General features: G+C 73.6%; 19 protein-coding genes and 1 pseudogene. 11 read left to right on the forward strand and 9 right to left on the reverse strand.

Translation table 11 applies throughout. From position 1 onward, the window contains the following. The first annotated feature begins 61 nt into the window (after positions 1 to 61). Complete coding sequence (locus AC07FK_RS18930; RefSeq protein ID WP_479106036.1) at positions 62 to 553, forward strand: RICIN domain-containing protein; 492 nt, start codon at positions 62 to 64, stop codon at positions 551 to 553. A 19-nt stretch (positions 554 to 572) separates the two neighbouring features. Here AC07FK_RS18930 and AC07FK_RS18935 read toward each other — a convergent pair whose 3' ends face one another. Next, the gene (locus AC07FK_RS18935) at positions 573 to 1,487 is read right to left on the reverse strand and encodes a class I SAM-dependent methyltransferase (protein ID WP_479106037.1); all 915 of its coding nucleotides are present in this window, start codon (positions 1,485 to 1,487) and stop codon (positions 573 to 575) included. Next, the gene (locus AC07FK_RS18940) at positions 1,484 to 2,479 is read right to left on the reverse strand and encodes an AraC family transcriptional regulator (protein WP_479106038.1); all 996 of its coding nucleotides are present in this window, start codon (positions 2,477 to 2,479) and stop codon (positions 1,484 to 1,486) included. The genes AC07FK_RS18935 and AC07FK_RS18940 overlap by 4 nt, the downstream gene beginning before the upstream one ends. A gap of 101 nt (positions 2,480 to 2,580) precedes the next feature. Here AC07FK_RS18940 and AC07FK_RS18945 point away from each other — a divergent pair, with 101 nt between their 5' ends. Beyond that, the gene (locus tag AC07FK_RS18945) at positions 2,581 to 3,444 is read left to right on the forward strand and encodes an NmrA family NAD(P)-binding protein (protein ID WP_479106039.1); all 864 of its coding nucleotides are present in this window, start codon (positions 2,581 to 2,583) and stop codon (positions 3,442 to 3,444) included. A gap of 47 nt (positions 3,445 to 3,491) precedes the next feature. Here AC07FK_RS18945 and AC07FK_RS18950 read toward each other — a convergent pair whose 3' ends face one another. Both AC07FK_RS18950 and AC07FK_RS18955 read right to left on the reverse strand, forming a co-directional pair. After that, positions 3,492 to 4,220, reverse strand: a complete 729-nt coding sequence (locus tag AC07FK_RS18950) for a class I SAM-dependent methyltransferase (protein WP_479106040.1) — start codon at positions 4,218 to 4,220, stop codon at positions 3,492 to 3,494. 6 nt (positions 4,221 to 4,226) lie between these two features. After that, positions 4,227 to 4,532 carry a 4a-hydroxytetrahydrobiopterin dehydratase gene (locus AC07FK_RS18955; protein ID WP_479106041.1) on the reverse strand — a complete coding sequence of 102 codons (306 nt, stop codon included), beginning with the start codon at positions 4,530 to 4,532 and terminating at the stop codon, positions 4,227 to 4,229. A gap of 201 nt (positions 4,533 to 4,733) precedes the next feature. Here AC07FK_RS18955 and AC07FK_RS18960 point away from each other — a divergent pair, with 201 nt between their 5' ends. Next, a complete protein-coding gene (locus AC07FK_RS18960; protein ID WP_479106042.1) occupies positions 4,734 to 5,543 on the forward strand; it encodes a helix-turn-helix domain-containing protein in 810 nt (269 codons plus the stop codon). 9 nt (positions 5,544 to 5,552) lie between these two features. On the opposite strand, the gene AC07FK_RS18965 is transcribed toward AC07FK_RS18960, so the two are convergent. After that, the gene (locus AC07FK_RS18965; protein ID WP_479106043.1) at positions 5,553 to 5,966 is read right to left on the reverse strand and encodes a hypothetical protein; all 414 of its coding nucleotides are present in this window, start codon (positions 5,964 to 5,966) and stop codon (positions 5,553 to 5,555) included. Between the two features lie 267 nt (positions 5,967 to 6,233). Between AC07FK_RS18965 and AC07FK_RS18970 the strand changes: the two genes are divergently transcribed. From AC07FK_RS18970 to AC07FK_RS19000, 7 genes and pseudogenes are all read left to right on the forward strand, one after another. Further along, positions 6,234 to 7,247 (forward strand): hypothetical protein, encoded by a 1,014-nt coding sequence (locus tag AC07FK_RS18970; protein WP_479106044.1) that lies wholly within the window; start codon positions 6,234 to 6,236, stop codon positions 7,245 to 7,247. A gap of 176 nt (positions 7,248 to 7,423) precedes the next feature. Further along, a complete protein-coding gene (locus AC07FK_RS18975; RefSeq protein WP_479106045.1) occupies positions 7,424 to 7,708 on the forward strand; it encodes a hypothetical protein in 285 nt (94 codons plus the stop codon). A gap of 137 nt (positions 7,709 to 7,845) precedes the next feature. Continuing rightward, entirely contained in the window at positions 7,846 to 8,160 is a 315-nt protein-coding gene (locus AC07FK_RS18980; RefSeq protein ID WP_479106046.1) for a YciI family protein, read from the forward strand. Next, a pseudogene (locus AC07FK_RS18985) lies at positions 8,161 to 8,899 on the forward strand (RNA polymerase sigma factor); the annotation flags it as partial. 137 nt (positions 8,900 to 9,036) lie between these two features. Continuing rightward, positions 9,037 to 9,879 (forward strand): ABC transporter substrate-binding protein, encoded by an 843-nt coding sequence (locus AC07FK_RS18990; RefSeq protein ID WP_479106047.1) that lies wholly within the window; start codon positions 9,037 to 9,039, stop codon positions 9,877 to 9,879. Next, on the forward strand, positions 9,846 to 10,676 hold the full coding sequence (locus AC07FK_RS18995; RefSeq protein WP_479106048.1) for an amino acid ABC transporter permease: 831 nt from the start codon (positions 9,846 to 9,848) through the stop codon (positions 10,674 to 10,676). Before AC07FK_RS18990 ends, AC07FK_RS18995 begins: the two co-directional genes overlap by 34 nt. 10 nt (positions 10,677 to 10,686) lie before the next feature. Beyond that, entirely contained in the window at positions 10,687 to 11,481 is a 795-nt protein-coding gene (locus AC07FK_RS19000) for an amino acid ABC transporter ATP-binding protein (protein ID WP_479106049.1), read from the forward strand. 52 nt (positions 11,482 to 11,533) lie between these two features. On the opposite strand, the gene AC07FK_RS19005 is transcribed toward AC07FK_RS19000, so the two are convergent. The 4 genes from AC07FK_RS19005 to AC07FK_RS19020 all read right to left on the reverse strand — a co-directional run bounded on the left by AC07FK_RS19005 (position 11,534) and on the right by AC07FK_RS19020 (position 16,266). Next, on the reverse strand, positions 11,534 to 12,007 hold the full coding sequence (locus AC07FK_RS19005; RefSeq protein ID WP_479106050.1) for a nucleotide triphosphate diphosphatase NUDT15: 474 nt from the start codon (positions 12,005 to 12,007) through the stop codon (positions 11,534 to 11,536). A 101-nt stretch (positions 12,008 to 12,108) separates the two neighbouring features. Next, positions 12,109 to 13,512, reverse strand: a complete 1,404-nt coding sequence (locus AC07FK_RS19010; protein ID WP_479106051.1) for an amino acid permease — start codon at positions 13,510 to 13,512, stop codon at positions 12,109 to 12,111. Between the two features lie 75 nt (positions 13,513 to 13,587). Continuing rightward, on the reverse strand, positions 13,588 to 15,720 hold the full coding sequence (locus AC07FK_RS19015) for a phage holin family protein (protein WP_479106052.1): 2,133 nt from the start codon (positions 15,718 to 15,720) through the stop codon (positions 13,588 to 13,590). A 141-nt stretch (positions 15,721 to 15,861) separates the two neighbouring features. Beyond that, entirely contained in the window at positions 15,862 to 16,266 is a 405-nt protein-coding gene (locus tag AC07FK_RS19020; protein ID WP_479106194.1) for a hypothetical protein, read from the reverse strand. A gap of 155 nt (positions 16,267 to 16,421) precedes the next feature. On the opposite strand from AC07FK_RS19020, the gene AC07FK_RS19025 reads away from it, so the two are divergent. Continuing rightward, positions 16,422 to 17,201, forward strand: a complete 780-nt coding sequence (locus AC07FK_RS19025; protein WP_479106053.1) for an MBL fold metallo-hydrolase — start codon at positions 16,422 to 16,424, stop codon at positions 17,199 to 17,201. The last annotated feature ends 6 nt before the right edge of the window (positions 17,202 to 17,207 follow it).

Here is a 17,207-nt window from a genome sequence, read left to right on the forward strand (position 1 = left end):
TCGCCGTGTGCGGTGCGGCGGTCGCCGCCCGGTGCCACAACTGCCTCAAGGAGCACGGAAGATGAGCGGGGACGACGGCCGGCCGCAGGGGGCGCCCACGCCCGTCGAGGAGGGCCTCTACCGGCTGCGCAACGTCGGCAGCGGCCTGTTGCTGGAGGTGGACGGGGGCAGGACGGGCAGCGGCGCCAACGTGCAGCAGGGCAAGGACACCGGCGCCCCGGCGCAGCAGTGGGAGCTGACCGCCGTGCACAGCGGCGCCGGCCTCTGCCACCTGGTGAACGCCGCCAGCGGCAAGCGGCTCGACGTCGCCGGGGCCTCCACCGAGAACGGCGCCAACGTCCAGCAGTGGAAGGCCAACAACTACGGCGCCCAGGAGTGGATCGTCGAACAGCACCTGGACGCGCCGGGAACGGTCACCCTGATCAGTTACGTCAGCGGCCTGCTGCTGGAGGTCGCGGAGGGCAGCGCGGGCGACGGGGCGAACGTGCGCCAGTGGGAGGACACCGACTCCCCGGGCCAGTGGTGGCAGTTGGAGCCGGTGGTCTCTCCGTAGGCGGGCAGGCGGCCGGCCGTCAGGCGCGGTGCCCGAGGTGCAGGGTGCGGGCCCGCAGCAGGAACACGTCGGGGCGCTGCGCGAGCCCGGCCGGGTCCCGGTCGTCCAGCAGCCGCTCCAGCGTCGCCACGTCGTCGGCCGCCAGCCGGTCGGCGTACACGTCCCGGTACCGGGTGAAGACCTCGACCGCCATCCGCCGTGCGACGGGCGGCAGCGGCGCGGGCAGGTCGAGCAGGAACGAGCGGCTGCCCTCCGGGGTCAGTCCGGCGGCGGCCAGCAGCGCGCTCCAGTCCTCCACCTCCGACTTCGCGCCGGGCAGCTCGTCCCGCATCCGCGCGAACCATTCGGTCGACACGGCCTCCAGCCGCGCCTCGAGCGCCGGCCGGCCGAACCCGATGTCACGGGGCAGGTGGCGCTGCGGCAGCCCGCCCTCGAACAGGGCCACCGCGCCGCCCGGGCGCAGCAGCCCGGCGAAGCCGGTGAGGGCCGCGCGCTGGTCGCCGACGTGGTGCAGCGAGTTGGCGGCCCAGACGAGATCGGCCTCGTCCAGCTTGCCCAGGTCGCCGGGGACCTCGGCGACGACGGTACGCACCCGCTCCGCCAGACCGGAGCGCTCCGCCCGCGCCCGGGTCAGCTCGAGAAGGGCCGGCGTGCTGTCGACGGCCACGACCTCCGCGTCCGGGAAGGCGGCGGCCAGCATGCAGGTGATGACTCCGGGGCCGCTGCCGATGTCGAGTACGCGGCGCACGCCCCGCGACCCCCGGAAGCGCTCGGAGATCCAGGCGGCGGCCTGCTCGTAGACGGGACGGTTCACCTCCGCCTCGTGCTCCAGGTGCGTGGCGAGCGCGTCCCAGTCGAAGTCGGTGGAGTCGTGGCCGTGGTGGTGGCCCTGGCGCCGGGGGGCGCCGTGGCTGTGGCTGTGGCTGTTCGTCATGCGTCCACTGTGTCGCCGGACCGCTCTTCCGGCGAACCTTCTTGCCGTTCCGGCAAAGGAGTGCCGCCCTTCCGGTACTCCTGCGGACTCACCCCGCGTACACGCTTGAAGGCCGCGCTCAGTGCGAACGACCCGCTGTAGCCGACCTGGCGCGCCACCGCGCCCACGGTCGCCGGCGTGTCCCGCAGCAGGTCCGCGGCGAGCGCGAGCCGCCACGCGGTGAGGTACGCCATGGGCGGCTCGCCCACCAGCTCGGTGAAGCGCCGGGCCAGGCCCGCCCGTGACACCCCGGACTCGGCGGCGAGCCCGGCGACGGTCCAGGGGTGCGCGGGGTCGTCCTGCATCAGCCGCAGGGCCTTGCCGACCACCGGGTCGCCCATCGCCCGGTACCAGGCGGGAGCCGCCGCCCCGGGGCGTGCGAACCACGACCGCAGCGTCGCGATCAGCAGCAGGTCGAGCAGCCGGTCCAGCATCACGCTCTGTCCGGGTTCGTCCCGGTTGATCTCGTTCTCCAGGGCCGGCATGAGCGGGCAGTCCCACAGCTCGGCCGGCAGATGCAGGAGCGGCGGCAGCGCGTCGAGGAGACGGCCGCTGACCTCCCCCGCCATCCGGTACGTGCCGATGAGCATCGCCGACTCGCCGTCCGGGCTGTCCCCCCATGTCCGTACACCGAGATGCATCGTCTCGGCCAGCGGCTCCCCCCGGAGCGTGCGGCACTCGCCGCCGGGGCCGATGAGGGCGCGCGGCGGGCTGGCCGGGTCGTCGGCGCAGGTGTACGGGTCGGGCCCGCGCGCGATGGCGACATCGCCGGGGCGCAGCAGCACGGGCTCGCCGCGCTCGGGCATCACCCAGGCCCTGCCACGGGTGACGCACATCAGTGACAGGGGCGCGCGGTCCTCGATGCGCACCGCCCAGGGCGGGTCGAGCACGGCCCGGAGGAGGAAGGCGCCCCGGGCGCGCGGCCCGTCGAGGAGACCCGCGAGTACGTCCATGCGCCCAGCGTAGGGCGGCCGCGGAACGCCGTGGACGCAGGCGTATGGAGTTGAGTCTCTGGAGCATGGCCCGTCGACGCGTGCGGCCCGAACCTTGGGGCATGACGGAGAACACGCAGCGGGAAACGGTGTTGGTGACGAGCGGCACGGGGAAGACCGGCCGCCGGGTGGTCGAGCGGCTCACCGCCCTCGGCCTGACGGTCAGGTCGGGGTCGCGCACGGGTGACGTGCGGTTCGACTGGGAGGACGCGTCGACGTGGGGTCCGGCCCTGCGCGGCGCGGACCGCGCGTATGCGGCGTACTACCCGGACCTCGCGGCTCCGGGCGCGGCGGAGGCGCTGGGGACGTTCGGGCGGATCGCCCGTGAGCAGGGGGTGCGGCGGCTGGTGCTGCTGTCGGGACGCGGCGAACCGGAGGCGGTGGCCGCCGAGGAGGCGCTGCGCGCGTCGGGGGTCGCGCTGACCGTCGTACGCGCGGCCTTCTTCGCGCAGAACTTCAGCGAGGGGCCCATGGCCGAGGGCGTCGTCGCCGGCGAGGTGGCGTTTCCGGCGGGCGGGACGGCGGAGCCGTGGGTGCACGCCGACGACCTGGCCGACGTGGTCGTCGCTGCGCTGACGCGGGACGGGCACGCCGGTGTCGTGCACGAACTGACGGGGCCCCGGCTGCTGACCTTCGACGAGGTGGCGGCCGAGCTGTCCAAGGCGTCGGGCCGCGAGGTGCGGTACGTACCGATGTCCGGGCCGCAGTACGCCGCGTTCCTCGAGCGGTACGGCATGCCCGCGCCGGAGGCCGAATGGCTCTCCGGGCTGTTCACGACGCTGATGGACGGCCACAACGCGTCGGTGACGGACGGGGTGCGGCGCGTCCTGGGCCGCGCGCCCCGGGACTTCACCGAATTCGCGCGGGAGGCGGCGGCGTCCGGCGCGTGGGACGGCGAGGCCGCGCCGGCCGGCCCGGGGGCGTAGGGCAGGCCGACGGGCGGGCCCGGCCCGGGCGCCGCCGCCGGCCCGGGTCAGGCGGTCCGGCGCAGAGCCAGCAGCCGGTAACGCGGGTCGGAGCGTGGCGCGTCGGGCTCCGGAAGCGCGGCGAGCGCTGCCGCGATCTCCCCGGCCACCGCGCCGTCCTCGGTGATGCGTGAGGCGTACCGGCCCGCCAGCAGCGCGGACGCCGTGCGCAGGGGCGAGCGGCCCTGGCCGTGCCCGGTGAAGTACGCGTCGGCCACGGGCACCAGGCCGTGCCCGGCGGCGTACGCCTCGATCCGGTCCGGGCGGTCGAAGGCGTCGGCCGTGCGGTACGGGGCGAGGACGGCGTCGATGTCGCAGCCCACGTCGTGCGCGTCGTCCTTGTCGACGGTGGTGACGAACACACCGCCGGGGCGCAGCACCCGCGCCGCCTCGGCGACGACGGCCGCCGCGTCCCGCACCAGGTGCAGCAGCCAGACCGCGCTCACCACGTCGACGGACGCGGCGGCCAGCGGCAGCCGGCGGGCATCGGTGAGCACCACGTCGACGGCCCGGCCCGCCGCCGTCCTCGCCATGCCGTACGACGCGTCCGCGCCCAGCACCCGCAGGCCCGGGCGGGCGAGGCGGGCGGTGACGACGCCCGTGCCGCAGCCGATGTCGACGAGGGTGCGGGCCTGGCCGGGCACCAGACCGAGCACCGCCCGCGCGGCGGCCTCCGCCCGGGGCACGCCGCCGCGCGTGGCGTCGTACACGGCCGCTTCGCGGTCGTAGTCCAGCACCTGCGCTCAGCTCGCGCCGTGTCCCGGGGCGATGTCCTCCACCCGGCGCGCGAGCTCGAAGTCCAGTTCGGTGACGGCGCCGCCCGCGCTGTGCGTGTTCACGGTCAGGGCCACCGTGTTGTAGCCGAGCGTCAGGTCGGAGTGGTGGTCCAGCTCGTCCTGGATGCCGGCCACGTGGACGACCAGCGCGGCGGCCGCGAAGTGCGTGCCGAGCCGGTACGTACGCGCGATCCGGTCGTCGTCCAGCGACCAGCCGGGGAGTTCGCGCAGACGGTCCTCGATCTCCTTCTGCGACAACGGCTCTGTGGCCATGGCGAAGCTCCCTCCGGTTGCGGTGTCGCTGCTCAGCCTCGCACCTTCCGGCGCGAAACGGCGCGCGGACGCCGCCGTGAATCGTCCTCGGCGGACCGGAGCGGGCCCGCGCGCTCCCGCCCGCGCCGTAACGCTGTCCGTACCGCCCGGCCTCCGGACGGCCAACTCGGTTCGCCGGGCGGTCGGTTACCGTCTTGGGCCATGACAACTGTCGCAGTCGACAAGGGTGTGGGGGCGCTGCTGCGCGGCTGGCGGGAGCAGCGCCGGCTGAGCCAGCTGGAGCTGGCTCTGCGCGCCGGCTCCTCCGCCCGGCACATCAGTTTCATCGAGACCGGCAGGTCGCGTCCGAGCGAGGAGATGGTGCTGCGCCTGGCCGAGCACCTCGACGTGCCCGTGCGGGAGCGCAACGCCCTGCTGCTGGCGGCCGGGTACGCCCCGCGGTACGCCGAGACCCCGCTGGACGACCCGGGGCTCGGGGCCCTGCGCGAGGGCATCGAACGGCTGCTGGCGGGATACGAGCCGTACCCCGCCCTCGTCGTCGACGGTTCGTACACCGTGGTCGCCGCGAACCGCGGGATCGCGATGCTGCTCGACGGCCTGCCCGAGCACCTCCTCGCGCCGCCGCTGAACGCCATGCGGATCACCCTCCATCCGGAGGGCCTCGCTCCGCGCATCCGCAACCTGCGGGAGTGGCGCGGGCACCTGCGGGCGCAGATGGAGCGCCAGATCGCGCTGGACCGGTCACCGGCCCTGCGCGCGGTGTACGAGGAGGTGTCGGCGTATCCCGTACCGGAGCCGGAGGCGGGAGACGCGGCGCGCCCGGACGACCCGCCGTACCCCTACTTCGCACTGCCGATGCGGATCGACCACGACGGCCGGGTGCTGTCGTTCGTGTCGTCGATCTCGACCTTCAACACCCCGATGGACGTGACGGTCGCCGAACTGGCCATCGAGACGTTCCTCCCGGCCGACCCGGCGACGGCCACGTACCTCCAGTCGCTCACCCCCTGAGCGGGGCGCTCAGCCCCGGGCGCGCAGCGCGAGGTGCTGGAGCCCGGCGAAGCAGGCGACGAGCGCGGCCTGCGCCGGGATCCAGAACGTCCCGGCCGTCGTCGGCGAGAACCACAGCACGAGCGCGACCGGGCCGGCCACGGCCCAGGCCAGGTTCACCTCGATGACGGCCCTGACGGGAAGGGCGGCGGGCTCGCGCCGCGACGCCAGCAGTCCGACCCCGGCTCCGAACACCACCAGCAGCACGCCGAGTCCGAGCAGCAGCCCGGGCCCGACGCCGAGCAGCCGTCCGACGGGGCCGGATGCGGCGACGTACACGAGCCCGTTGCCCGTGGTGACCACGGCGTCGAGCGCGAGGAAGCGGCGCAGCATCGTCTGCGCGTCGGTCGTCCGGGACAGATTGGCGAGCAGGGGTGCGGACATGGCGGATCAGCCTCCGTCGAGGTCGTACGGGCTGTCAGGGGCCCGGGACCCGGACGGAGTGCGCCGCCCGGCTCCCGGTGACCGCAACGATGCCGCCTCGGCGCAGGAGCGTCGATTACCTCACGGGTCATGCGAGGAGGGACGCGGCCGGACGGCCGGGCCCCCTGCCGGACGGGTCCCCGGCCGCCCGGGGAGAATCAGCCGGTGACGTCTCATGAGCAGGGCTCATGAGCGTGCACCACCGGAACCGAGGACCCGAGGACCCGCATGACGCGCACGACGCCTGGACGACCGGTCGACCTGGAGGCGCTCTTCCCCGAACTCGCCGGACACCGGCGCACGACCACGCGCCTGCACCCGCGGCCGGGATCCCCCGGTGCGTCGGACAGTTCCGTCGGAGGGCCGCTGCTGTGGCCGGCGGACGAGCCCTGGCCGGTGTGCACGGAACCCCACAAGCGGCGAAGCGGCGAGCGGGTGCCTGACATCCGGCTGCGGCGACGCGTCCTCGCCGAGGCGTGGGGGCGGAGGCCCGCCCCGGGTGAACGCCCGGGGCCGACCGACGAGGAGCTCGAGGTTCTCAAGCCGCTGAAGCGGGGCCGGCACGCGCCGTGGCTGGCGAACACGGATCCGATCCCCCTGATGGCGGTGGCCCAGCTCTACCGGCGCGATGTCCCCGACCTCGCCGGGCCCCCGGACCGCGATCTGCTGCAGGTCCTCTGGTGCCCCTTCGACGCGCACGGCACCGGTTACCAGATGTCGCTCCACCTGCGCTGGCGCCGCTCCGCCGACGTCCTCGACAGGTTGGTCGAGCAACCGGAGCCGGTCGTGGTCGGCTTCGAGGGATACGTGGCGGAGCCGTGCGTCCTGCACCCGGAGCAGGTGGTGGAACACCAGTACATCGGCCTGCTCCCCCGGAAGCTGCGCAGGCGCATCGAGAAATGGGAGGGGCCCGAGGACGAACAGGAGGAGGACGCGATCCTGTACCAGTCCGACCTGTCGATCGCCCCGGGCTGGAAGGCGGGCGGCTTCGCCTCCTGGCACCTGACGGATCCCGTGACGGTCACCTGCGCGTGCGGGCACGCCATGGAGCCGCTGCTCACCATCGCGAGCTCCGAGTGGGACGGCAACAACCGCAGTTGGGTCCCCGTCGAGGACCGGGCCGACGTGGACGCCCACGCCGCCTGCACGCCGACACACGTCACCGTGGGCAGTTGGGGAACGCTGTACGTCTTCACCTGCCCCGCCGACCCGTCCCACCCCCACCGGCTCAGCATCCAGTAGAGGGCCGGCGGACCGCCTCGCACTGCCGGCATCCGACGCCGGCGCGCGGGTGCCCCCGGATGGCGCGGGGCGGAATGCGGCCGGGGGGCCGGCGTGGTGTGCTGGGCGCGGATGCGGGTCGTCGCTGTGGCGGCGGGAGGGGCCGGACCGGACCGTTCGTACGGAGGAGACCCCCGATGGCGATTTTCGTGCAGGCTGAGATGGACGGCGTGACGACCGAGCAGTACGACAGGCTGAACGCCCAGCTCCAGTCGCTCCCCGGCAACCCCTTCGAGGGGTGCCTGGCGCATGTCGCCGTCCCGACCGGCGCCGGCCTCCAGATCTTCGATCTGTGGGAGTCCGACGAAGCCCTGCGGCGGTTCAACGAGATCATCATGCCGGTCGCCTCGGACGTCGGGATCCCGCAGAGCGGAATGCCGAAGACCTCGCAGGTGCACAACTACTGGGTGCCGGGGGCGTAGGACGGCCGGAACCGCGCGCGGCGGCCGCTGCGAAAAAACTTCGGAGAAATACGCGGCCGGATGTCGATCCGGGTGTCTCCCGTTCGACGCAGGGGTGAGAGGCGGGGAAAGCCCGCTGTCCGCACCGAGGAGTCACCATGCCGCGTTTCCTGACGATGATCCGTATCGACGAGCAGAACGCCCCGGCCGAGGTCCCGAGTCCCGAGCTCCAGGAGCGCATGGGCGCTCTCCTCGAAGAGATCACCAATGCCGGGGTCATGCTGGACACGGCCGGGCTCAGGCCGTCCTCCAAGGGCTCCCGGGTGACCTGGTCCGGCGGCAGGCTGAGCGTCACCGACGGGCCCTTCACCGAGAGAAAGGAAGTCATCGGCGGCTACTCCATCGTCCAGGCCAGGGACAAGGCCGAGGCGCTGGAGTGGACGAAGCGCTTCCTCCAGACGCACGAGGAGTAGGAGACGTACGCGCGCAAGCTGGCGGAGGTCGGACGGAGTCAGCAGGACGTACCCGCGCCCGAGCCCGCCGACGCGCGGGACATCGACGACGACCTGCTGCGGCTGATCTTCACCGCGTGTCATCCCGTGCTGTCGACCGAGGCGCGGGTCGCGCTCACGCTGCGGCTGCTGGGCGGCCTGACGACGCAGGAGATCGCCCGGGCGTTCCTGGCGAGTGAGCCGGCGGTCGCCCAGCGCATCGTGCGGGCCAAGCGGACGCTGGCGAAGGCCGCCGTCCCCTTCGAGGTTCCGTACGGCGCCGACCGGGCGGCCCGCGTCGCGTCCGTCCTCGAAGTCGTCTACCTGGTCTTCAACGAGGGCTGCTGTGCGACGGCCGGAGACGACCTGGTGCGCCCCGCCCTGTGCGAGGACGCGCTGCGCCTGGCGCGCGTCCTGTCGGCCCTGATGCCCGGGGAGCCCGAAGTCCACGGCCTGGCCGCCCTGACCCCGCCCCCGGTGGTGGAGCTGAACCGGGCGGTGGCGGTCTCGATGGCGGACGGGCCGGCGCTGGTGGACGCCCTCGCGGACGAACCGGCCCTGAAGGAGTACCACTTGCTGCCCAGCGTCCGGGGAGATCTGCTGGAGCGGCTGGGCCGGAGTGCGCAGGCGCGCGGAGTTCGAGAGGGCGGCGTCCCTCACCCGCAACGCGCGGGAGCGGGACCTGCTGCTGAGGAGAGCCGCCGCGGCAGGGGCGGCGTGAGCGCGCAGGGGGCGCGGGACGCCGCCCGGTCCGGCCACCGGGAAAGGTTCCGCGAAGGGCGGGTCGCTGGCTTACGATCACCGCTGACGGCTCGCTCACCCCCGCCGCCGTCGCCCCCCGCCCCATGGAGGTCAACCGTGTCCAGGACGGCCAAGGGCCACCGCGCCCGCCGCATCCGTACCCTCGCCACCGCCGGCGCCGCCGTGGCCGGGCTGTTCCTCGCCGTCGGGTGTTCCTCCGGTGACGACGGGCCCGCCGAGGCCGCCGGCGGCGTACCGGTGGTCGAGAAGGGCAAGCTCACCACCTGCACGCACCTGCCCTACCCGCCGTTCCAGTCGGAGCAGGGCGGTGAGGTCGTCGGCTTCGACGTGGCGCTCGTCGATCTGGTGGCCAAGAACCTCAAGGTCGAACAGAAGATCCTCGACACGCCGTTCGAGAACTTCAAGACCGGCGCGTTCCTCAACTCCGGCGAGTGCGACCTCGCCGCCGCCGGCATGACCATCACCGACGAGCGCAAGAAGAACGTCGACTTCTCCGTCCCGTACTTCGACGCCACCCAGGCGCTGCTCGCGACGAAGAAAAGCGGCGTGAAGACGCTGGACGAGGTCAAGTCCGGGAAGAAGAAGCTCGGCGCGCAGGCGGAGACGACCGGCGAGAGCTACGCCACGAGCAAGGGCTTCGACCCGGTGGCGTTCGAGAGTTCCGACGCCGTGCTGAACGGGCTGCGCACCGGTCAGGTCGACGCCGTCGTCATCGACTACCCCGTCGTGCAGGGGTGGCTGAAGGACAAGGCGAACGCCGACGCCTTCGCGCTCGGCGAGAACATCGAGACCGGTGAGCAGTACGGGTTCTCGGTGAAGAAGGGCAACACCAAACTGAAGGCCGCCATCGACAAGGCCATCACCGACGCCAAGGCCGACGGCACGTACAAGAAGCTCTACGAGAAGTGGATCGGGCCGATGCCCAAGGGGCAGTCGTGACCTCTCGCCTCTCCAGGCGGCAGCGGCGCCGCATCTCGCAGGGCATCCAGTACGCCCTCTTCGTGGCGGTCCTGGTCCTGGTCGGCCTGATGGCCGACTGGGACCGGCTGCAGAACCAGTTCGCGCAGAAGGACCTCGTCAGCGAGCTCTTCCCGGAGATCATCACCACCGCCCTGCGCAACACGGTGGTGTACACGCTCTCCGGCTTCGCGTTCGGTCTCGTCCTGGGCCTGGTCGTCGCGCTGATGCGGCTGTCGTCCGTCGCCCCCTACCGGTGGGTGGCGAGCGTCTACATCGAGTTCTTCCGCGGCCTGCCCGCCCTGCTGATCTTCATCTTCGTGGGCGTGGCGGTGCCGCTGGCGTTCCCGGGCACCGAGATTCCGGGTGGTACGTACGGGAAGGTCGCCCTCGGTCTGGGGCTGGTCGCCGCCGCCTACATGGCCGAGACGATCCGGGCCGGCATCCAGGCGGTCCCCAAGGGGCAGATGGAGGCGGCGCGTTCGCTCGGGTTCTCGCACGCCCGGGCGATGGTGTCGGTGATCATCCCGCAGGCGTTCCGCATCGTCATCCCGCCGCTCACCAACGAACTCGTCCTGCTGTTCAAGGACTCGTCCCTGGTGCTGTTCCTCGGTGTGACGCTCGACGAGCGGGAGCTGACCAAGTTCGGCCGGGACCTGGCCAGCCAGACCGCCAACTCCACCCCGATCCTGGTCGCGGGCCTCTGCTACCTGATCGTGACGGTGCCGCTGAGCTTCGTGGTCCGCCGCCTCGAGGCCCGCGCCGACAAGGCCAAGTGAGGACGAGCAGATGCCACAGCCCGAGATCGAGATCCGAGGCCTGCACAAGTCGTTCGGGGACAACCACGTCCTGCGCGGCATCGACCTGGAGGTCGCCCGGGGCGACGTCGTGTGCGTCATCGGGCCCTCCGGGTCCGGCAAGTCGACGCTGCTGCGCTGCGTGAACCTGCTGGAGGAGCCGAGCGGGGGCCAGGTCTTCGTCGGCGGCACGGAAGTCACCGACATCGAGGTCGACATCGACGCGGTACGCCGCCGCATCGGCATGGTCTTCCAGCAGTTCAACCTCTTCCCGCACGTCACCGTGACCGAGAACCTCGTACTTCCGCAGCGGCGCGTGCTGCGCCGGGGCAAGGCAGAGGCGGCGAGGACCGCCCGGGAGAACCTGGAACGGGTCGGACTCGCCGACAAGGCCGACGCCTACCCGGCGCAGCTGTCCGGCGGGCAGCAGCAGCGGGTGGCCATCGCGCGGGCGCTGTCCATGGGGCCCGAGGTGATGCTCTTCGACGAGCCGACGTCCGCGCTGGACCCGGAGCTCGTGGGGGACGTGCTCGCGGTCATGCGCGTGCTCGCCTCGGAGGGCATGACGATGATGGTCGTCACCCACGAGATGAGCTTCGCCCGGGAGGTCGCCGACCGGGTGGTGTTCATGGACGGCGGCGTGATCGTCGAGGAGGGACCGGCGGCGCAGGTCGTGGGCGATCCGCGGCACCCGCGCACCCGGAACTTCCTGGACCGCATCCTGGACCCGTCCGCCGCCGAGGCGCCGGGCTCCGAGCCCGGGGCGGGCGGTCCCGCCGCGGGCTGACCGCCGCGTGCGGACGGACGGCGGCGGAGCGCGCGACAGGGCCGACGGGCGCTCAGCGGGCGAGCGGGTAGCGGTGCGCCGGGGCGTCCGGGAGGTCCAGGTCCGGGCGCCAGACGCGCAGTACGGCCGCCGACGGCACGAAGAGGTCCCTCGGGACGTCCTCGGGCGCGAACCACTCCCACCGGACGATCTTGTGCGGCTCGGTGACCCGCGGCGTGCCGGTCGCGCCCTGCACCACGGCCGCGGCGGTGACGCGGGTGACACCGCGCGCCGCGTCCACGAGTACGGCGACGATCCGGACCCCCGTGGCCGCGGCGCTCAAGGAGGTCTCCTCCGCCAGTTCGCGCACCGCGGTCTCCTCGAAGCTCTCGCCGGGGTCCACCTTGCCGCCGGGCAGCTCCCAGCGGCCGTCGTGGCCGAGCCCGAGCAGGACGCGGTCGCCGGGGCCGGTGACCACCACGCCCACGCCGGTCAGGCCGTTCGGCGTGGGAAAGGCCCGCTCGGGGCGCTCGGCGGTGGCTGACATGTCTGCTGCCTCCTGGTCTGGGTCCGGTGGATACGGGGGCGGGTGCGCGCGCACCCGCTCAAGCGTCGGCCACGCGCGGGGGCTCCGGCCGCGCGGCCCCGTCAGGCCGCCGCGCCGGCCCTCGCCTTGCGGGCCGCGATCCACGCGTACACCAGCACGCCGGCGAACAGGAAGAGCACGCCCTGGTACACCGCGGCGTAACCCGAGCCCGCCACCAGCCACATCGAGAAGCCGGAGGCCAGGACCGCGAGGACCGCGTCGCGGATCAGCCGGGGGCGGCTGACGCGGTCGGACCGGCCCGACGCCAGGAAGTAGATCTGGGCGGCGGTGGCCAGGAGGTAGGGGACGGTCGCCGTGAACGTCGTGATCAGGACCAGGGTCTCGAAGACGCCCTCGGAGCCCGCCGTGTAGTTGTAGACCGTCAGGAGGGAGGCGAGCACGGCCGTGACGAGGACGCCCACCGTGGGGACGCCGCGCCGCCTGCGGGCGAACACGGCCGGGAAGAGGCCGTCCTTCGCCGCCGCGTACGGCGTCTGGGCGCTCAGCAGGGTCCAGCCGTTCAGCGCGCCGGTCATGGAGACAAGGGCCGCGCAGGCGACGGCGACGCCGCCCCACGAGCCGCCGAACATCGCGTCGACGGCGTCGGAGAAGGGCGCGGTCGAGCCGACCAGGTCGTCGTGGGCGACGGTGCCGAAGACGGCGAGCGTGCCCAGCAGGTAGACGAAGGCGGCGCCGAGGGTGCCGAGGATCGTGGCGCGGCCGACGTTGCGGCGGGGGTCGCGGACCTCTCCGGCGCTGACGGCGGCCGACTCCACGCCCAGGTAGCTGAAGAGCAGGATGGCCGCGGAGGCGGAGACCGCGCCGAGCGCGCTGTGGCCGTCCGCCCGGAACGGGCCGAGGTTCGACGCGTCGAAGAAGAAGAGGCCGCCGACGGCGACCAGCAGCAGCGGCGCGAACTTCAGCACCGTCGAGACGATCTGGACCGCGCCCACGTAGCGCGTGCCGGCCAGGTTGGCGAGGGCGGGCAGCCACTGGATCACCAGCGCGGCCGTGAGGGTGGCCGCGACGGAGCCGTGGACGGGTATGAGCACGTCGAGGTAGCCGACGGCGGCCACGGCCAGGGCCGCGTTGGACACCCAGGCGGTGATCCAGTAGCTCCAGGCGGCGAGGAAGCCGGCGAAGTCGCCGAACGCCTCCCGCGCGTAGACGTACGGTCCGCCGGTGCGCGGCAGCCTCTCGGCGAGGCGTCCGAAGACCAGCGCCAGCGCGATCGCGCCGAGGGTCAGGATGCCGAAGGCGACGAGGCTGACAGTGCCGAAGGGAGCGACCGAGGCGGGCAGCAGGAAGATCCCGCCGCCGATGATGTTGCCCATGACCAGCGCGGTCGCGACGGGAAGGCCGAAGCGCCGGGCGTGCCTGCTCGCCGCGCCGGCCCCGCCGGGTGTGCCGTCGTCACTCGGCGCGGGTTCGGCGTGCGGGGCGTGCAGCGTGGGCAGCGTGGTCATGGGGTCGTGCGCCTCTCTTCGTACCAAAACCCGACCATGTTCGGATACGGGGAACGGCGCACCAAATCAGGGGGATTATTCCTGCGCGGCGCGGCCAATGACCGGAATTTGTTCTTCCGTTTGGCCGTCCGGCTGAGAATCTTGCGCCGCCGGCACCGGCACCTGCGGCCCCTGGCACTCCCGCAGCCAGCGCCGCAGTACCCGGTGCACCTGCTCCGCGCCCACCAGCTCGCCCCCGTCGGCGACGGGCGCGGACAGGGTGTAGGGCGACATCAGGAAGGGCCGTGCCTGGTCTCCGCCGAGGCCCCCGTGCGAGCCGATCTGCTCCTCGAAGGCGTGCACGCGGCCGGTCGCGGGGTCGTGCCAGGAGTTGACCATGATGTCGGCGACGTGCGGGAATCCGGACGTCCTGCGCACGGCGTCCGCGGCCCCCGCCCCGAACGCCGCCAGCGGCCCCGCGTCCGCGCCGTCGTGCGCACCGCCCTCGTCCAGCCGCAGTTCCGACCCGCCGGCCCCGAGCACCAGCGCGCCGTGCTCCTCGCTGTGTACGAGCAGGAAGCCGATGCCGGGGTGGTTCGCGAGCGTCGTCAGCAGGGCCGGATGGCGGCGGTCGATCCGCTCACGCGTCGCCCGGCCCGCCGCGTCGGGGAAGGAGACCAGCCCCAGGTTGCCCGAGGCGAGCACCACCGGATCGGTGCCGGGTTCCGGGTGCTCCGGCTCCTCCTCGTCGTCGGGCACCGGCCGGTGCAGCGCGGTCCGTACGGCGTCGCGCGCCTCCGAGGCGCTGGTGGTGCGCGCCGCGCGGCGGGGCACGGGCAGGCCGCAGCCCGCCCTGACGAGGTTCGCGAGGGTCAGGCCGTACGCCGACTGGAAGGTCTCCCCGGGGCTCTGCCCGTGATCGGAGAGCAGCACGATCCGGTACGCGCGCGGGGCGTGCTCGGCCACCTTCGCGATCAGCCCCAGCGACCGGTCGAGCCGCTCCAGGACCTTCAGCGCGTCGGTGCTGCGCGGTCCCGAGTGGTGCGCCACCTCGTCGTACGCGACCAGGTCGGCGTAGACGGCGGTGCGGCCGGCGAGCATGTCGCCGAGGACGGCGGCGACCACGATGTCCCGCTGGACGACGGTCGCGAACGCGCGGATGAAGGGGTACAGGCCGCCGCGCTTCACCCGCGGGCTGTCGCCGCGCAGCCGCGACCGGGTGGACTGGCCGACCTCCCGGACGACTTCGGCCACGAAGGACATGGCGGTGCGCACGGCGTTGGCCGGGTCGGAGAAGTACGCGAAGTAGCCGGCCCGGGACCGGTTGGACCTGCCGCGCCGGGCGGCGATCGACAGGACGAGGGCGAGCTGGTCGGCCCCGCCGCTGAAGAGGTTGCCGCGGCTCGCGCCGTCGAAGGTGAGCAGTCCCCCGTCGGCGGTGCGGGTGACGGCCCGGCGCTGCATCAGGGCCGCACTGGCCGGGCGGCTGGAGACGACGACCTCGCCGCTCTCCTTCTCGTACCAGCGGAAGGCGGGAACGTCGTGGTTGGAGCCGTGCAGTATGCCGAGCTGGCTGGCTCCGGTCTGGCTCGACCAGTCGGTGCGCCAGGGCGTCAGCCGGTGCGTGGGCTCCCCGCCGCCGAGCCAGCCCGCGACGGTCGGCATCAGACCGTCGCCGACCGCCCGGAGCAGCACGTCGTGGCCCACGCCGTCGAGTTGGAGGAAGAGCGTGCCGGGCAGGCCGTTGCGCCCGTCGTCGCCGCCCCGCCGGCCGCGGCGGTGGGCGAGCCGCGAGAGCCTGCGCCGGTACGCCTCGTCGTCGCGCACCGCGAGCGCCCCGGAGGTCGCGGACGCGACGGCGGACATGACCGCCGCGACGACCACAGCGGTCTCGGGGTCCGCCTCACCCCGCCCGTCGGGGATGAGGCTGAGCGCCACGAGGAGCAGCGAGCCGTTGAGGAAGAAGGCGAGCAGACCGAGCACGAGTGCGGGCACGAGCAGGAGCGCCCGTACCGCCAGGGGCCACACCAGGGCGCCGAGCAGGCCGAACGCGCCGGCGCCCCACACGGCGCTGAGCGCGATGCGGGTGATGCTGTCGCCGTCGTCGGCCTTGAGCTGGAAGTCCGGCAGCGCGCCGGCGAGCACCAGCATCGTGAGCGTCGACACGGCCCACACCGTCACCACGCGCAGCAGGGCGCTGCCCGTGCTGCGCCATCGCCGTCCGACCACGCCGCCCCACCTCACCGTCCCGGGCCGCACCTGGGAGCCCGCTGTGCTTCCAGCCTGGCACAACGCGCAGCGGTGCCCGCGCCCCGTCCCCCGGTGATCGGCGGCCCGGCGGCCGGAGGGGCCCGGAAGACTCAGTAACGGTCAGCAGCCGTCATAACCGGCCGTCGGCATCGACAGTCTCCGGTGCACACCGGCCTTCGCCGCGGCGCTGTAGACGGGCTCGTCGAGGTCGGCCGTCTCCAGGCGTACGCCCCGGCGCTCGCACTCCGCCCGGAACGCGCGCACCGAGGTCAGGGCCCGCGCCAGGACGCGCTCGTTGGGCGCGACGAACAGGTCGGCCGCGCCCGCCTCGACGTCCGCCCACAGCGCGCGGTGGTCCGGGCGCATGCCGTAGCAGAGCACCTGCCGTGTGACGACGTACCCCTTGTCGGCGGCCCAGCGTCCGCACATGGCCTGCTGGCTGCGCGTGTCGACCAGGAACGGGTCGCTGTCCAGCTCCTCCAGGGGCGTCAGACTCGCGATGGCCGCCACCCGTACTCCGTCCATGACGCCCATGACCCGACTCCCCCCGCGACGCTGGCTGTAGCCGCAGACCCTACTCCGCTCCCGCGACGGGGAGGAGGAGTGCGCGGCGCACTCAGGGGGGAGACGAGTGGCCATACTGGGAGACGTCCTGGCGACAACCGGCGAGGAGGCCGTACGTGACGGTGGAGATCACCTGGTGGGGGCATGCCACCTGCACCGTCGCGGACTCCGGGGCCCGGGTGCTGACCGACCCGCTGTTCGCGCGGCGCCTCGCCCATCTGCGCCGCAGGCGCGGGGCGGTGCCGCCGCCCGAGGCTGCCGAGGCCGACGCCGTGCTCGTCTCGCACCTGCACAGCGACCATCTGCATCTGCCGTCGCTGGAACGCCTCGCGCCCGGCACACGGCTGATCGTGCCGCGCGGCGCGACGCGGGCCGTGCCCGGCCTGCGCCGGCTGTCCGTGCGCGGCCGGCCGGTGACGGAGGTGGAACCGGGCGACGAGGTACGGGTGAAGGACCTGGTCGTACGGGCGGTTCCGGCGCTGCACGACGGTCGGCGGCTGCCGTTCGGGCCGCACCGCTCCCCCGCGCTCGGATACGTCGTCACCGGTGAGGCGCGCACGTACTTCGCCGGGGACACCGGCCTGTTCGACGACATGGCCGGCGCCGTGGGGCCCGTGGACGTGGCGCTGCTGCCGGTCGGCGGCTGGGGGCCCTTCCTCGGGCACGGCCACCTGGACGCGCGGCGGGCGGCCCAGGCGCTCGCCCGGATCGCGCCGCGCGCCGCCGTGCCGGTGCACTACGGGACGTACTGGCCGATCGGGCTGGACGGGGTCCGGCCGCACGAGTTCCACTCCCCGGGCGACGAGTTCGTACGGCAGGCGGCGCGGCTCGCGCCGGACGTCGCGGTGCACCGGCTCGGGCACGGCGAGACGGTCCGGCCGGAGGCCCGCCGGTGAACCTGG

This window comes from Streptomyces sp. NPDC046122 (assembly GCF_056429965.1).